The 14,834-nt window shown below is 42.0% G+C and carries 18 protein-coding genes; 13 read left to right on the forward strand and 5 right to left on the reverse strand.

Features of this window, described 5'->3' with window-relative positions; genetic code table 11:
• Positions 1-18: 18 nt before the first annotated feature.
• Positions 19-906, reverse strand: coding sequence for a hypothetical protein (locus NB463_RS07955; protein ID WP_033905404.1), 888 nt, complete (start codon positions 904-906; stop codon positions 19-21).
• Between the two features lie 1,044 nt (positions 907-1,950).
• Between NB463_RS07955 and NB463_RS07960 the strand changes: the two genes are divergently transcribed.
• The 3 genes from NB463_RS07960 to NB463_RS07970 all read left to right on the forward strand — a co-directional run bounded on the left by NB463_RS07960 (position 1,951) and on the right by NB463_RS07970 (position 3,870).
• Positions 1,951-2,409 (forward strand): hypothetical protein, encoded by a 459-nt coding sequence (locus tag NB463_RS07960; protein WP_074190793.1) that lies wholly within the window; start codon positions 1,951-1,953, stop codon positions 2,407-2,409.
• Positions 2,409-3,038: a tyrosine-type recombinase/integrase gene (locus tag NB463_RS07965; RefSeq protein WP_033905402.1), complete on the forward strand. Its 630-nt coding sequence runs from the start codon at positions 2,409-2,411 to the stop codon at positions 3,036-3,038. The genes NB463_RS07960 and NB463_RS07965 overlap by 1 nt, the downstream gene beginning before the upstream one ends.
• 310 nt (positions 3,039-3,348) lie before the next feature.
• Entirely contained in the window at positions 3,349-3,870 is a 522-nt protein-coding gene (locus NB463_RS07970; RefSeq protein WP_017634092.1) for a hypothetical protein, read from the forward strand.
• A gap of 234 nt (positions 3,871-4,104) precedes the next feature.
• On the opposite strand, the gene NB463_RS07975 is transcribed toward NB463_RS07970, so the two are convergent.
• On the reverse strand, positions 4,105-5,487 hold the full coding sequence (locus tag NB463_RS07975) for an HlyD family type I secretion periplasmic adaptor subunit (RefSeq protein WP_074190792.1): 1,383 nt from the start codon (positions 5,485-5,487) through the stop codon (positions 4,105-4,107).
• 464 nt (positions 5,488-5,951) lie between these two features.
• Here NB463_RS07975 and NB463_RS07980 point away from each other — a divergent pair, with 464 nt between their 5' ends.
• Both NB463_RS07980 and NB463_RS07985 read left to right on the forward strand, forming a co-directional pair.
• Complete coding sequence (locus NB463_RS07980; protein WP_017634094.1) at positions 5,952-6,161, forward strand: cold-shock protein; 210 nt, start codon at positions 5,952-5,954, stop codon at positions 6,159-6,161.
• Positions 6,162-6,367: 206 nt separating this feature from the next.
• Complete coding sequence (locus NB463_RS07985; RefSeq protein ID WP_165615990.1) at positions 6,368-6,517, forward strand: hypothetical protein; 150 nt, start codon at positions 6,368-6,370, stop codon at positions 6,515-6,517.
• A gap of 607 nt (positions 6,518-7,124) precedes the next feature.
• Here the strand turns inward: NB463_RS07985 and NB463_RS07990 are convergent.
• The gene (locus tag NB463_RS07990; RefSeq protein ID WP_242657431.1) at positions 7,125-7,568 is read right to left on the reverse strand and encodes a helix-turn-helix domain-containing transcriptional regulator; all 444 of its coding nucleotides are present in this window, start codon (positions 7,566-7,568) and stop codon (positions 7,125-7,127) included.
• A 24-nt stretch (positions 7,569-7,592) separates the two neighbouring features.
• Complete coding sequence (locus NB463_RS07995; RefSeq protein WP_074190791.1) at positions 7,593-8,021, reverse strand: hypothetical protein; 429 nt, start codon at positions 8,019-8,021, stop codon at positions 7,593-7,595.
• Between the two features lie 447 nt (positions 8,022-8,468).
• Between NB463_RS07995 and NB463_RS08000 the strand changes: the two genes are divergently transcribed.
• The 8 genes from NB463_RS08000 (at position 8,469) to NB463_RS08035 (ending at position 13,183) form a co-directional block, all read left to right on the forward strand.
• Positions 8,469-8,927, forward strand: a complete 459-nt coding sequence (locus tag NB463_RS08000; RefSeq protein WP_048626724.1) for a hypothetical protein — start codon at positions 8,469-8,471, stop codon at positions 8,925-8,927.
• 16 nt (positions 8,928-8,943) lie between these two features.
• Positions 8,944-9,477: a PadR family transcriptional regulator gene (locus NB463_RS08005; protein ID WP_052484257.1), complete on the forward strand. Its 534-nt coding sequence runs from the start codon at positions 8,944-8,946 to the stop codon at positions 9,475-9,477.
• Positions 9,474-9,662: a hypothetical protein gene (locus NB463_RS08010; RefSeq protein WP_042522705.1), complete on the forward strand. Its 189-nt coding sequence runs from the start codon at positions 9,474-9,476 to the stop codon at positions 9,660-9,662. Before NB463_RS08005 ends, NB463_RS08010 begins: the two co-directional genes overlap by 4 nt.
• Before the next feature lie 144 nt (positions 9,663-9,806).
• On the forward strand, positions 9,807-10,472 hold the full coding sequence (locus tag NB463_RS08015) for a Ref family protein (protein ID WP_258430893.1): 666 nt from the start codon (positions 9,807-9,809) through the stop codon (positions 10,470-10,472).
• A gap of 98 nt (positions 10,473-10,570) precedes the next feature.
• Positions 10,571-11,203 (forward strand): hypothetical protein, encoded by a 633-nt coding sequence (locus tag NB463_RS08020; protein WP_074190788.1) that lies wholly within the window; start codon positions 10,571-10,573, stop codon positions 11,201-11,203.
• Positions 11,196-11,519 (forward strand): hypothetical protein, encoded by a 324-nt coding sequence (locus tag NB463_RS08025; RefSeq protein WP_024703879.1) that lies wholly within the window; start codon positions 11,196-11,198, stop codon positions 11,517-11,519. Before NB463_RS08020 ends, NB463_RS08025 begins: the two co-directional genes overlap by 8 nt.
• Before the next feature lie 3 nt (positions 11,520-11,522).
• A complete protein-coding gene (locus tag NB463_RS08030) occupies positions 11,523-12,674 on the forward strand; it encodes a hypothetical protein (RefSeq protein WP_042522703.1) in 1,152 nt (383 codons plus the stop codon).
• Positions 12,671-13,183, forward strand: a complete 513-nt coding sequence (locus NB463_RS08035; protein WP_050550052.1) for a hypothetical protein — start codon at positions 12,671-12,673, stop codon at positions 13,181-13,183. Before NB463_RS08030 ends, NB463_RS08035 begins: the two co-directional genes overlap by 4 nt.
• Positions 13,184-13,263: 80 nt before the next feature.
• Here the strand turns inward: NB463_RS08035 and NB463_RS08040 are convergent, their stop codons facing one another.
• The gene (locus tag NB463_RS08040) at positions 13,264-14,763 is read right to left on the reverse strand and encodes a putative bifunctional diguanylate cyclase/phosphodiesterase (protein WP_258430894.1); all 1,500 of its coding nucleotides are present in this window, start codon (positions 14,761-14,763) and stop codon (positions 13,264-13,266) included.
• Positions 14,764-14,834 lie beyond the last annotated feature (71 nt).

Below are 14,834 nucleotides of genomic sequence, written 5' to 3' on the forward strand. Positions count from 1 at the left end.
ATAATATAGCTTAAAACCTTAGTTCACTAATCCATCGAACTGCGAACGTGCTTTGCTTTCGTTCTTGCTTCTAAGCTCTTTTCTGGCTTCACGAATAGCGTCAACTTCGCTTTCTATATACATATTAGCGTTAGGGTACAGTACCGACTTAAAAGCATTCGCTTCATCGAATATCGAACGTCCCTCAGTGGTGTTGTTCGTGATTAGCACATCGTGATCTTTACAAGAGCGATGCCTAATTAGAACAAGGCCACCAGCGTTAACGTGAACCTTTTTAGCTACGCGAGAAATGCCACCATTGTTGCCATCATAGGTATGGATGATAGCTACAATGTCATTGTGTTCTTGACCGCGCTTTCTAAACTCAACGTCTGCATTGTCTTTGAAGTATTTCAATTCATTCAATGCAGTGTTTTTATTGTTAGTGAGCTGTTCTTTCTCATCTTCTGGAAGATCGTAGGAGAGTTTACGGTCGAGGTCGCGTAGGTATGCTTCAAGTCTTTTGGCTAGACGTGCGCCAGTGACTTTCTGGCTGCTAGCTGCTTTATTAATTGTGATGTTAACGCGACGGACGTTCTCAATTACGGTCGTCTCTTTAAATGAGTTAGATGAGCTGTTGAAGTATTGAGGTGCGCGCTCTAAAAGCTCTTTATTGGCTGATTTCGCGGCCTCAATATACTCAAGTAAACGAGTGGTCGGATTACCACGTTTTACTACAGCTACGATGCGTTCATTGAATAGTCCACTATCTTCCTTGCCATCTATTTGTTCGGAAAAAGTCGCGCGGTGCTTCAAGGCACGTTTTAGGCGCGCATCTGCCGTTTGTTTGTTTGCAAGTAATTGATTAAGTGTTTCTATATCAATAGCTTTTAAATCTTTAATTTCAGTATTTTTTTTATTAATCATGGTGAACGGTTGCTCCAAATTACATTGGAGGATAAAGGTTACACTCCATCCCTGAGCGTATGCGAGTAACGAAAAACCCTACCTTTATCCTTGATGCGTAGCATACCGTTTTTGTGTTCGGAATTAAATAAAAAACGAACAGAAGAACGTTATAAGTGTTGCTTTTTAAGCGGAGAAGTGATCTCGAACGAAGTTTAATACGTCATCACGATTAATGGATGAATTGCATAGTGCGTTCGGATGCGATTGGATAAGATGCATCATGCAAATGTCGGTCGCGTCATCGAGGAACGAGCTGCTAAATACATCTAGGGACAGGTCACATTTATCTAGTATTTCGATTGGAATTAATTGATTCAACGTGCAGTGCATATCTATATCTCTTAAGCCAATTGACTGGATAGCCAATACGTATATAGCTCTGATTTGGAAAGAGTTTAGGGGATTCTCGCCAGCCGAGCTGATGTTCGCGGAGTATTATGAGACCGTGATCTTTGATTGTCTAGATATGCAAAATAATGCAAACATATCGTTACTAGCAGTTAGGTTTTGAGAACGTGACCTATACCGCATAATAATTGAGGATATGTATATTTGTTCGTGTCACGTGACGACGTAACACCGTCATTATATTTCCAAAGACGGGTAATTGTCGTGGCGAGTTTCAAAAAACCTCTTTTAGTTTCAGTTCTATACAGAACTGAAACTAAATTATTCAATGTTTTGTCGCTGGTCATTTCCTCTTAAATACACAAAATATAATAAAAACAATAACTTATACATTGTGTGGGGTTGTTTTCTAATCCTGGCGCTTTGTGTGAAAAAACCTAAATATTCCATAGGAATATTGATAAAAAATGGCTTCTTGCTGGTGGAGTTTTGAGCACTGTTGCGTTGTTTGTCAAAGGTTGATTAATCGGTCACTTTTGGAACTCTTTGTACTTTCAATGGAATCATTCCGAACAGAGTTGAAAAGGATATTCCTTTAGAATATATTATATTCCGAGCAAACACTGGAATTTTACTAAAAAAGGATCAGCAAAAATGTTTAAAAAAAATGAATTGGTGTCGCTTTCGGATGAGTGGTCGAGCAAACGCAGTGCCATCCAAGAGCGCCACCACGACCTTATTTTTATCTCTTTGGATGAGCTAATTAATGAATGTGGAGGCCAAGAACAAGCCGCCGCCGTCATTCGCAATTTCTACGGCTTCCCTTGTGTGCAAGGCACGATCAGCAAGGCTCGAAAAGGTAATAATGCGCTAAAGATTCGCTCTCAACTTCGCTTTGCCATAAACACAATTAAAGAAGCTCAAAGCATCCAAGCACAAACCAAGATGATCAACCACTTTGGCCGCTTACCTGTTCACCACGACTTCGTGCGTGTCGATGGCGAACTAGGCTTATTCTTGGGATTTGGCTTGTTATCCCGAACCCTACAAATTCAAGTGTTCGTTGGTGGCGAGTTTAAAACGGTTAATGCTAATCACGTGGAGTTGATCTAATGGCTGCTTTCCCTGCGCGTGACTTAGACGAGTTGGAAAAAATAATCCGTTTAATGGATGACATTAACCCGCTTATCTCTATGATGATTGAAATGGAGGTTCGTACAGGTTTACGTTATTGCGACATTTCGAAGCTAAAATTCAGCGATGTGATGATAAATGGCGTGATCCGGTCGTCATTTAGCATTGTTCAATCAAAAGGTTTTAAAGGCCGTATGACCCGAGGTAAGAGCGAAAAAGCCGCTAAAGAGGCCGCTCGAATCACCATTCACGTTAATGCCGAACTGGAAGAACTGATTAAACGTATCTACTTACACAATGGGCATAATGAGTTGATGTTTCAATCTAATCACCACTTGGCCAAAAAGGGCAATGCGATCAGCATCCAGTATATCAACCGAGCGTATAAGCGCATAGCAATGGAGTTGAGATTGCCATATCAGCTATCAACACATTCGATGCGAAAAATGTACGCCATGCTCCTGCTTGAAAAGAAAGCCTCTTTGAAAGTGATTAAGGACGCGCTTGGTCACTCTAGTGTTGCCGTGACTGACCACTACTTAAGAACGTTCCACGACGAAGCGAAAGAGTACACAACAGGCATTTCATTAAAACCAAAGGCAGAATAGAGGGAGGGGAAATTATGTGTAAGGCTCTAATGAACGCGAACTTACGAGTAAACGAATTTAAACTTCGACAACAGGAACTTTCCCGAACCTCAATTCCGAATGACCTTAAACCAAAGGTAAGAGAATTAATGAAAAAAGGGTTCAGCAAAAAGGCAATCAAGCTGGTGCTTGGTTGCAGTTATGACGACCTAAAGACTATCAATCTGTCGCATTAATTAGGAATATAAGAAAACATAGTTACACTGTAACGTTATCCATTTGGCCAAGAAAGGGCAACAATGGCCAGCCAAATCCAACCGAAAGGAATTACATGTTTTGTTTATTTGAGGGTTATAGAGTGTCAGAGTGTCGTAACGCTTATGCTTATTTCGTATCTAACACAGGCTATCGATTCATCACCAAGAAAAAGACCTGTTATGCCGTTAGTGTGCCTAAGCCGGAAGGGGGCTATATTCGTCGCTCTGTCGGGTTTGTTCGCATTGGTGAAAAGAAAGGTCTACGCAAGGCAACCAAAATACGCAACCAAATCGGCAAGGAACTATGGGGGCGTTGTTGGGATCGCGTTCGTAAGCAATTCAACTTGCTGGCGCGCTTGCCGAAAAGTCTTGAACCACGGTTAACTACCATCGATGGTAAGCAATACTACGTAGCGCGGTACACCAAGTACGATGAGAACAACCAGAAGCATGAGCATTCCATTAAGGTAAGTGTGAACGCTTATGGGAAATTGGCGGCATGGACGATTGCTAAGAGAAAGTTACTCAAGGCTCACAGCGATGTAATGGACGTATTGTTACACATTGAAAAAGTTAGTAGTGTACGGTTAAAGTAATATTCTATTCATTTATAATAATTCCGAACACTAGTTCCTAATATACTAATATTCATTAGTTAGTGACAATGCGATGAGGGGGCCCATAGAGACATATATGAAAGTACGTATTCTCGGTCAAATGTTTGCGGCTACTGTAATTGTGCAACTTAGGCTTTATAAGTCCAATTTCATAAGAAGTTAAACATCTTCAATGGTAACGGGTATCACGATTTGTGAAAACAGTGTAAGTTATTAATCTGTTGTGTTTTTTGTATTTAGAATTGGCCCCATTAAGTATTCTAAAATGGTCCTCTTTCCGGTTATTATGTCAACTGATGTTGTCATTCCTGGAATGATTGGTAGATCTTTATCACCGAGATCAGTTTTATCAGTACGTATACGTACTACATAAAAGTCGTTACCTTCTTCATCCTGGATTGTGTCTGCACTAATATGTTCTAACTCCCCTTTTAAACCACCGTACTTACTAAAATCATAAGCGGTAAGCTTGACAATAACAGGTAGCTCAGGACGTAAAAATGCAATATCTTTTGGTGCTATTTTTGCCTCTATCAGTAGAGCGTCTTCGGTTGGCACAATTTCAACGATATCCATACCTGGTTGAATAACTCCACCAACTGTATTTATGCTCAACGTTTTAATTTTTCCCGTTACTGGTGAGTAAACCACGGTTCTATTGACTTTATCTTCTAAGTTAACTGTAGACTTTACCAAAGAAGATAGTTGATCTTGGGTGCTATTAAGTTTTTCTTGTTGTTCAGATCGGAATTGTAGCGCGACCTCTATTCGTTTAAGCATGAACTCTTGAATTAATGACTCTAATACGGGAATTTTAAGCTTGCTAGATGTCATTTCACGCCTGCTATCATTGGCTTGTCGTTGTAATTTAAGTAATTCAATGCGTGGAACTATACCTTCGTCAGCTAGAGGTTTGGTAATATCCAGTTCCTTTTTTGCATATTGATAACTCCTACGTAAGTTTTCTACTCGTGCTTTTATTTCAATCAAATCCTGTTGTTTCTGTATGACTTGCTGATCAATCACTGATAGCTGGTTGCGTATATTATTTAAGTTTTCTAGATACTCAGCTTTTTGACGTAGGATTAGTTCAGGTTGAGTTTCTTCTAAAAATGATGGGAACATTAGCTGGTCATAGTTTAGTGTGACATTTTGTCGCCAATCTTTAATGTCAAAGTCATTGTTAACTTGAACGCTATTTATCGAGGCTGTCAATTGTAATACAGATGCACTCAAGTTAGCGACTTGTTGTTCATGCTCACGAAAATCTGAACGAAAGAGCGTGTCATCGATGAGAATTAATGGTTGACCTTTTTCGACTAATTGACCTTCTTTTACTAAAATTTCTTTAATTAACCCACCTTCCAAGTTTTGTATAACTTGAACCTGTGAGGAAGGAATGACTTTCCCTAAACCGACAATGACTTTATCTATCTCAGAAAAAGATGCCCAACCAACCATCACAATTGAAAGACTCACCATTATCCAGAGCAACAAACGAGCACTCCTAGGACTTGTTAGGAGTAAGGCTGCGACCTTGTCATTAACAAACTCTAATTCTTCATCGTTAAGTTTGTTGTAGTTCTTTTGTTTCATGTTTGCGCTCATTTATAATAATTTAGTTTTAGTATACCAACTTTAACACCTTGAAGACTGAAACGACCTAATATGAAAAAATCAGTACGATAGACCGAGTACAGAAAACGGCCTTTTAACTCATATAGGTTGCTCTATGATTATAGTAGGATGAGAAGGAACAATGCTCCTCTTGGGTGTCAAAATGTTGCTTAAAGCATTCTATAGCGGCTCATATGGCGCGCTTTCGGGGTCTGTAACGTGCATTATTAGTATAAAAATAGAAAATAAAGCTATCTTTAATTTTTGAAACGTGTATAGTTGATTTTGCTCTGACGAAGAGTTGTTTGAAGATAAAAAATATAAAGTAAGTTTTCCAGTGTCATCCCTAGCAAGTTTTTCTCTGTATCTCCCTTAATTCTATATCCTTAAAATAATACTTATGTTCAGTGCACCTTAATTTTAATTTATATAAGGGGCATAATATGTCTAATCAAGTAATTGGTACAGTAAAGTGGTTTAATGAAGCTAAAGGCTTCGGTTTCATTTCTCAAAATAACGGCGACGACCTATTCGTTCACTTCCGCAACATCGTTGGGGATGGATTTAAAAAACTTATTGAAGGCGACAAGGTTTCTTTTACCGTAGGTAAAGGTCCTAAAGGGCTTCAAGCAGAAAATGTAACGACGTTGTAATAGTCTTACAAAACTTAGCTTCCTTATCGCTTGTAATCCAGTGGTAAGGAAGTAGTAGCTCTGATCAATAGTTGTTTCAGATAAAAAAGTATAAAGTCAGTTTTCCCAGCGTCATCCTTAATAAATTTCTCTGTAAGCTCCCTTCATTCTATATCATAAAATAACGCATGTTCAGTACACCCTAATCATTAAGTAAGGGGCATTGTATGTCTAATAAAATCATTGATTTAATAAATGTATCTAATAATAAAAAAATCAGTAAAAAGAAAAAATCAAATAGTCAAAAATCAAAACTTGACCTACTTCAAAGAATAACAAGTGGCCAAAGTGGTGTGGTTTTGGAGGTTTTATTTTGAAGAATAATGGTAGAAAGAAAATTTGGTTTAAATTAAGAAATAAAAATAAAATTTTTGAAAGCCAAACTCATAATTAATTTTTCTTAACGTATTTTATCTTATCAATAGTAACTATTGACTCTGGAGTGGTACGTTAACGAACATCGCCAGTTTTTGAGCCATTTGCTCATCAACAAGACTATTCTAATAGCTCAATCCAAACACCATTGAAAGGCGAAATAGCTCGGTGAAGTAGTCTGCTACCTCACTACATTAACCAAATGTCAGGTAACGGATTAAGCTTTACCCGTAGTGCCTTGTGGACACCGGTAAAGAACACAGTAAAACGTTGATAATAACTGACTCATTATCCGACTAATTCTAATCTTCTTGAGCAGTTTATTCCATTTCTTGGACGAGACTGAACTTGTCCATTACTTTCTCTAAACGCTCTGTCGAAAACCTTGCTCAGATCATCAATCTTGTCGCGCCGTTTTTTCTTGTAGGCGATGTCGCAGCCGGTAATTGGCGGGTTAGTTTCTGTTCTGTAAGAAGTGAAACTAAATTTACTAGATACCTGACGAGGCACTATTTCAGTAACTCGGCCCAACGGAACTACTGGAATAAGTTATTTAATGTTGATACCTAATCGAACTGATATGCCTAGAACGTTGGCCAGCCCGATAAGTGACGATAAAGAAGGGTTGTCGCGCGGGTGTAAGGTGTTATCCATACCTTTGGCCTTGGTAACGGTAGCTAAGGCTTCTGCAATGATCTCGGGCTCGCCAGTGCTTGCCGCTTCATCAATATAGGCTTGGATAGTCTGTTGGTTGGTTAAGTATTCGGATGGCTCTAACTCTTTTAATTGAGAGGTCACATGATCACTCTCTTTCACAATAAGACCACTCACCTGATTAACTTGCTGTATCGCGGTTTGAACGGCTTCGCCGTATGAGTCAGCTTCTCGGTCGAAATCGATACGAATATCGCTGCCAGATGCAGATACGGTGCAATCATTGGCACCAACCCCAACGAGCGCATTAGATAGCTCGCAAAGCGTGTCTGCGTTCATCTAATGGGTAAATCGTCACCATCGTTAAAACTGCTCTGCGTATTGCTTTGTCATCTTCAAAAGGTGGCTGATATTGCGTAGCTGTTGATCGTTGGTTTCTTGCGTTTGGTCATCATCCAAAATCAATGACTGGATGGTGACATCCCAATCAATGCCCTTTTTCTCGATCAAGTAAACCGCATCAGCTAGATAGGTTAAAAATTGATATTGAGAATCAATCTCTGTGTAGCTTTCCTTGGCTTTGTAAGTAATCTCATCAAAATAAGTAGAGAGTGAGTCCCAAAACTTAACACTGCTACTTGCTGTCGTTTTCATTTCATAAAGATGGCCAACACGTAGTTTGCTGTCAGTGAAAAGTCGCTTTAGCTGGTGGGCGTATGTACCTCTCTGCATTAGCAACATATCAGGGTTAATTAGTGGGTTAGTGCTGCAAAATCCGTGAATTAGATTCATTTCTTAAACTGCTCCGACTGTTTGCTTGGAGCGTAATCTAATCCCACCTTTGGATTATGGCAACACTTTTTCATTCCGAACACATAAAATCATATCCATGTGTATTTTTTTGATATTAAGGGCTAAATTAGTTATTGCATATCCTAATTTTGATGTGGTAGTCTCATCCCGCATTCCGAACACGCTCAATCATTTATAGAAAATGACCATAAAAACGTTCAATACCAGCAAAGGCACTATTGCCCTGTCTAACCACGGAGCAACAGTATCGATGGCCATTAACCGCAACACTGGCGCGGTAGCGAACGTGTGTGAGTTGGGTGTTAGGGAGTGCAGATGAGGCGAAAGCCTTTATTGAGGGCGCAGACGAAAAAGCGATACGAAATGAAATGCCTCGCTTTTCCATGTGCGCTGATGTGGTTAAACAACTAGACAAGGCGCTGGCCAATGGCAATTCCAAAAAACCAGTTGAGCCTACTCATAGAGCTTATGGAAGCTCTACCGCTAGATGGAACGGTCTACGAAATGCCACTACAAGTAGAGTTTATCCCGCACGATGAAATCTACATCGGCTATTTCGATACGACCGTCATTGACCGCATGCAAGGGCTAGGAATTATCACGTTACTTGGGGTGCATGATGATGAGCGACAAGCTATCAAACTCAATGAGCGTGACGATTTTCTAGCAAGCTGGTCGGCGGGAGTGAGTGAGGCTCGCAATGGCTCAGATCTGCATTATGCAGACTACAACAACAACCAATATGCGTTTACTGCCGGATACGAGCACTGGCATAACCGCAACAAAAAGGCGTTAAAGGGAAGACTTACGCATTACTCAACAAGTAGAGAGTATCTATGTCATGGATTTATTGACGAGGATACGGGTGAAATTTGGCATCAATAACAAAAGGTAACTAACTATGACTTTGGGTAATCTACTTCTAGCAATTCTTGAGCAGAGAACACAAACAGGCTATGACCTAACAAACCGAACAATGCCTGAATCTGGCGCATGGCAAGCCAGCCACCAGCAAGTGTACCGCGAACTTGGTCGCATGACGGAAAAGGGTTTAGTGTCACACGAAATTGAAGCGCAAGACGGTAAACCAGACCGCAAGAATTACAGCTTAACTCAAGACGGCGAGCATGTTCTTAACCTTTTACGCAACGAATCTACATGCGATGGCCTGTCTATCATTCGTAGTCCTGCATCGGTGATGCTGGAAATCGGCAGCGAGGTTTACTTCAAGTCGTACATTGAAAAACTCAATCAAGAAATAACGCAACTTAAAGAGAAGCTGAACGCGCACCAGAAAGAGAAAGGTGTGTTCTGTGACAACTTCACACTGCATGTAGAGCGCGACATTGATATGCGCAAAGCAGAGCTTAAGTTTGCCGAACGTTCACTATCTATGATCACTTCCTCAAACATTGCTACGGAGAATGCTGCGTGAAACCTCGCAAAGCCGTTTATCTTTTAGTTGGCTCGCCAGCGCTTAAACGAGCCAAAGAGTGTTTAACTCGAAATCAGCCTTGGGACTACGAGGCCAAGCTCATGAAGATCGTCAGTTTGGGGCAACGTATGCGTAACGATGACGGCAAGCCATGCCATCGAGTTTTAATTGAGAGTTACTTCTGATAGGTACAAAAAAACCGCGAATAAACGCGGTTTTTTTGCGGCTGGCCTTAGCAAACAGTTCGAATCAGCAAATTCGAGTTACCAGCCTTTTCATGTTCCACCAGCAAATGTGAAACAAGAGCAAGCAAATAGTAGGTGTTTTTAATGGCTTTGACAATAGCAGAGAAACTTCAAAGACAACGAGAGAAGCAAAAACAATCAATGGAACGGGCGCGAGCAAAGCAAATCGCCAAAATGAACGATCCCGAGGAACGGCAGAAACGCTTCAAAAAGCAATTACAGCAGCAAGAGCGTCAGCGCCAGCGACAAATCGAGCGCTTAAATGATCCCGAATACCAGAAAAAGCAGCGTGACAAACAGCAACAGCGCATCGAGCGCCAAAAAGCGAAGCCTGTAGCGAAGAAACCGACCAAAAAGATCGCCAGTAAGGGATTGAAAGGCCGAACGCCCACGGCAGAGGAAAGGCGCATCATGGATGCCATTGGCCGCTTACCATGTATTGCGTGTTGGCTGCATGGCCGAGAGAATCCGGTGATTTCCTTGCATCATGTGTTTGGTCGTGTTGGAGAACGGGCGCATGCGTATGTATTACCCTTGTGTTGTTATCACCACGACACGCTACTAGAAGCGGAGAAGCGCGCTCAGTATTCCGATATGATACCTATCCACGCAAAAGGGAAGTACGGCTGGAAAGCGCAATGGAAGATCCACAACGGTACAGAGATAGAGCTGTTGTTTAAGGTCTATAAGCTGGCGGGATTGCCGCTTGAACTACTGGAAAATATTTACCCTAAGCATTCCGAACACTAATTAACACAAACGTCATTAACGAGGCTAAAAAAGCTTGGTTAATGGTGTTAAACTGACCAAGATTCCCCATCTTAAAAAGCGCGCTTAGAGGTCACAACATGGCACGAAAGCGCATAGCTGTACTCACTCTATCATCCGGCCAGCCACGGCTTATGCTTGCTGGTGTGGATGATGGCCAACTCCATATCATCGAATGCCAGCAATTAGAGCGCTCTTTAATGAGCCTCAAACTTACCTTGCCTAAGAAGCTAGAAAAGCTCAAAAAAGGCGGTTTTATTGTGCTGGTGGACGAGGTTACGCCCTACTTTTCGAAGTATGGGCGCGCCGTTCGCCTGTCCGAACTGGACGCAAAAGGCAGACCGATCATTGTGTCGGCAATGGAAGCCTATAACTATCTCACATCCCTAAGTGCTATCACCTACCCGCCTAACGCTGGTGGCCGCTTCGAAGTGTCGCCGTCCATCGTAGAAGAAGTACGGGGAACGGATGGTAAACCAACGTACAACATTGACTGGTCAGAACTGCGCCCTGATACCTACGCGCTCATGTTTGTGGTCTATGCAGCTACACAAGACAGTATCGGCGACACGGTAACGCTTAAGAGCTTGTTTGGCCTGTTACGTAAGCCCAAGAAAGAGCCAGGAATGGCCTCGCGCGCAATGGGATTGTTCAAGGCAAAAACGGGGCTAATCGCAGACGGTAAGTATCGTATGGGGGGTGATCATGAGTAAGTTATCCCGCCTCTCAGCAGAGAACATCGAGGACGATATTCTACGGGCGCATTTCTTTGCCATCGTCATGGAATACGTCAACCGTTCGGGCAATACCGATCTGTTTGAGTACACCATTCGACTTGATGAGGTTTATCGTGCGGATCTTGTCTCTTACAGAGCTTACGCCACGGTTGAGCTTGATTGGCTGGTAAGTCTGGTCTGTGACGTAGACGACCCAATGAATCCGCTACCTGTTGGCGAAACCATCAAACTGCCACCAGCATCTTGGGTGCGTCGTTCCATGCGTCAATTCATGGACGAAATGGGGCTGTAACTTATGCCGAAGAAGTTTGAAGCGGAGAAACGGGATAACGGCTCATTTGCCAGCCTTGGCCTCAATGAGAGACAGTTCAACCAGCTATTCAACAAGATTGAACGGGCGCAAAAGAAAAACCGCCGCAATGCCAAGCGAACGCTGACCGCCTCAACGCTGGCCAAGCCAACTAATAAGGCATTAAAAGCGCTAGGCGAAAAGGCTAAAGGGCAACGGTTTACCAAAGAAGACCTGATCAAGTTCGACAAGGCTCGCCAGCGACACAAAGAGGTCTATGACAGTAAGACAGCGGGTATCACCTACGCCTTTTTGGTGAAGAACTCGCGTCAAATTGACATAGACCGCGCTAACAACCGTGTCGATGACGGTACGGGTATTCACAAGGCCACGTTGATCGGCATTAAGAACAATATCGTGCTTATTCGTGTCCGAGCCTCAAGCGTGTCTAGACATGAAGAACACCGAGTAAAAGTGCGTCTTGAGCAGTGGGATGAACTACTACACGAATCGCCTAATGGGGATTACAACCAAGCGGTGCAACTGGCGTGTGCTGGCCGTATTTCCTTTGATTGCGACTGCGGACGTCACCAGTATTGGTATCGATACTTGGCCACTATGGGTAACTACTGTATAGCGCCGCCTAAAGAGTTTGCATTCCCGAAAATCCGAAACCCTGAATTGTCCGGTGTGGCATGTAAACACGTCCTTAAGGCAACAACCATGCTGCAATCACTGGCATGGCAACGCATCTTGGCCAACCAAATGAAACAGCAAGCGCGCCGTGTTGGTTTTGGCTCAGATAACAAAACGTACTTGCTCAACGAGAAAGAGAAGAAAGCCGCCGCTCGCAACCGTAAAACAATGGTGGATAAGGCCGCAGCTACGCGCGAACACGCGAAATATCTACGTGCTCAGAACGCAATGGAAAAACAGATCGCCAAACAGAAACGGGAAAGCGAAACTATTAAGCGCCAAGCGCGCAAACTGCGTCAGGAGTCCAACGAGAAGAAAGGTTATATCGATATGATTAAGGTCGGCTTCCAGAACTTCCATGACGGCTACAAGCTGCAAGGAAAGACTAAGAGTGAAGCTCTGACCAACTTCGCAAAATTGATGAACGTAACACCAAGCAGATTAGAGAGAATCATCAAATGAGTGACGCAGTTAAACCTGTAGTAAGAAAGGCTCGATACCAAGGCCATGTGCCCTTTAACCGTGTTTTAAGGGATGATTGGATTAAGGCCATCAAACTATCACCTGATCACTTTGAAGCGTCCCTTTATCGCCCTGCGGATCCAGAACTGGAACCAACGGATGATAATTACCAAAGCGAGTCAGTGTTAGAGCTAGAAACCAACCAAGACACGCTTACTTATCGTGAGCCAGAGCTGGTGGCTTTATTAGCTTGTCCAGATGAGCAAGAGAACTTTTTCATGATGGACGATGGCGACGAAAACCTTGGCGAGTCCTTAGAACCGCTAATGCTGCGTATTGCTTCGCACCATGTTCCTATTGGTAGTGTACTGGAATGGGATGAAGAAAACGCCGAGGGATTACGAACCGTGTGGTGGTACGTACATAAAGCCGTTGGCTATGGCACAGCGAATGTGGGCGTGATTTATATCTGCATACCAATGCGTGATTTTAACAAATTACTTAAGTAGAAAATTCACCACATAATGCAGCACCACCTTTAATGGCTAGGGTGCTCCCTGCAAAAGAGCAGAGAGTGGAATACAACATCTTAATATATAACATTTGCGATGTTATTTAATTTTCTATCCAATAAAGCAATGGGGATTGGACAACTTAAATAGAACCCTTGAACTAGCTCACAATCTAACTCTTCTAGAACACACAACTGTTCAAGGGTCTCTACCCCTTCAGCAACGACTTGAATACCAAATCCCTTTGCGATGTTGACGATGCCGGAAGTGATCGCTCTTGAGCGATAATCAATAGCGATGTTTTTAATGAAGCTTCGATCTATTTTTATTTCATCGACATCCAACTTGTTGAATATTGCAAATGAGGTATAGCCAACACCGAAGTCATCAATAGAGAACTTTACACCAGATTTCTTGAGTTCTCTGACTAGACTTGCGCATTGATCAACATCGTTTAACGTTGCTGTCTCTGTGATTTCCAAGCAGAGGTATTGTGCAAAATCAAGATCTTTTTTTAAGTAATTTTCGATACGATGCATATCTTCAATGCTATTTAGCTCAGTAGCAGAAAGGTTCACTGATACCTCTTGAATGGCTCGTCCTAGAAGCTGAGTTTCTCTAAGTTGCTTTGATGCTTGCTTGAGGACTAGTTCTGTTAGAGCGCTGCAGAGATTGTTCTCTTCTGCCAGTGTGATAAATACTGCAGGAGATATATCTCCATATTCGGGGTGTTTCCATCGAGAGAGCACTTCAACTCCAGCGACTCTCTTATCTTTAAGGCAATACTTTGGTTGAAAAACAATCTGTATTTGGTTTTGTCGTATTGCGTTACGTAAGTCTGAAGTCATCTGCTGTCTCTGGAGCTCATGTTTAGCGAGCTCTTTGTCGTGGTAGCAGACAGTATTTTTCGTGATTTTTGCTTGAGCAAGTGCATATTTAGCTGACGACATGAGCTGTTTTACACTTTCCCCATCAAATGGATAAAGCGCAACACCAATGGAGCATGTCAAATCAATACCATGACGTTTTGAGTTCTGCTTAAACTGCCTTTGAATAAGTGCTAAGTGCATATCAACTTGACTTTCGCTTTCCATACGAATCAAACAAGCAAATCCATCAGAATGCACCCTTGAAGAGAAAAGTGGAGAAACGGTAGAAGAGTTAATCGATTGTGCGATATCTTTTAGAAACAGATTACTCTTTACAAAACCGATTCGGTCGGAAACGGGCTTAAAATTGTCTATATCGAGAAGAAATAAAACATAATGTTCATCCTTTTTTGTATTACGAAACTTTTGTTCCAAATAGCGAAAAAAGACGTAGGGGCTATGTAAACCGGTTACATAGTCAATGTCATTGGCTCGTTCAATATACCTGTTGTTCTTTTTTATCAGCCCCCATAGCAAGAAAGAGGTGATCACAACAAATAGCATTCCTTTTAGTGACTGAACCGAGGTGTATACTTGTTGATTGTTAGATAGGAGCTCTACCGCTTTGTCTGAGAACAATACCCACATTGACGCGAATGCAAAGTAGGACAAAACGATCTTAGCGGAGCTGAGAAAGTTTTTTTTCATATAAACCACAAAATACTCGTGTACTGCCCAAGGTTAAGAGCATACTTAAATAAGTAAACTATCACCACATT

Origin of the sequence: Vibrio sp. RM-41-2B (genome assembly GCF_024744415.1) — a bacterium.
Taxonomy (GTDB): domain Bacteria; phylum Pseudomonadota; class Gammaproteobacteria; order Enterobacterales; family Vibrionaceae; genus Vibrio; species Vibrio diabolicus.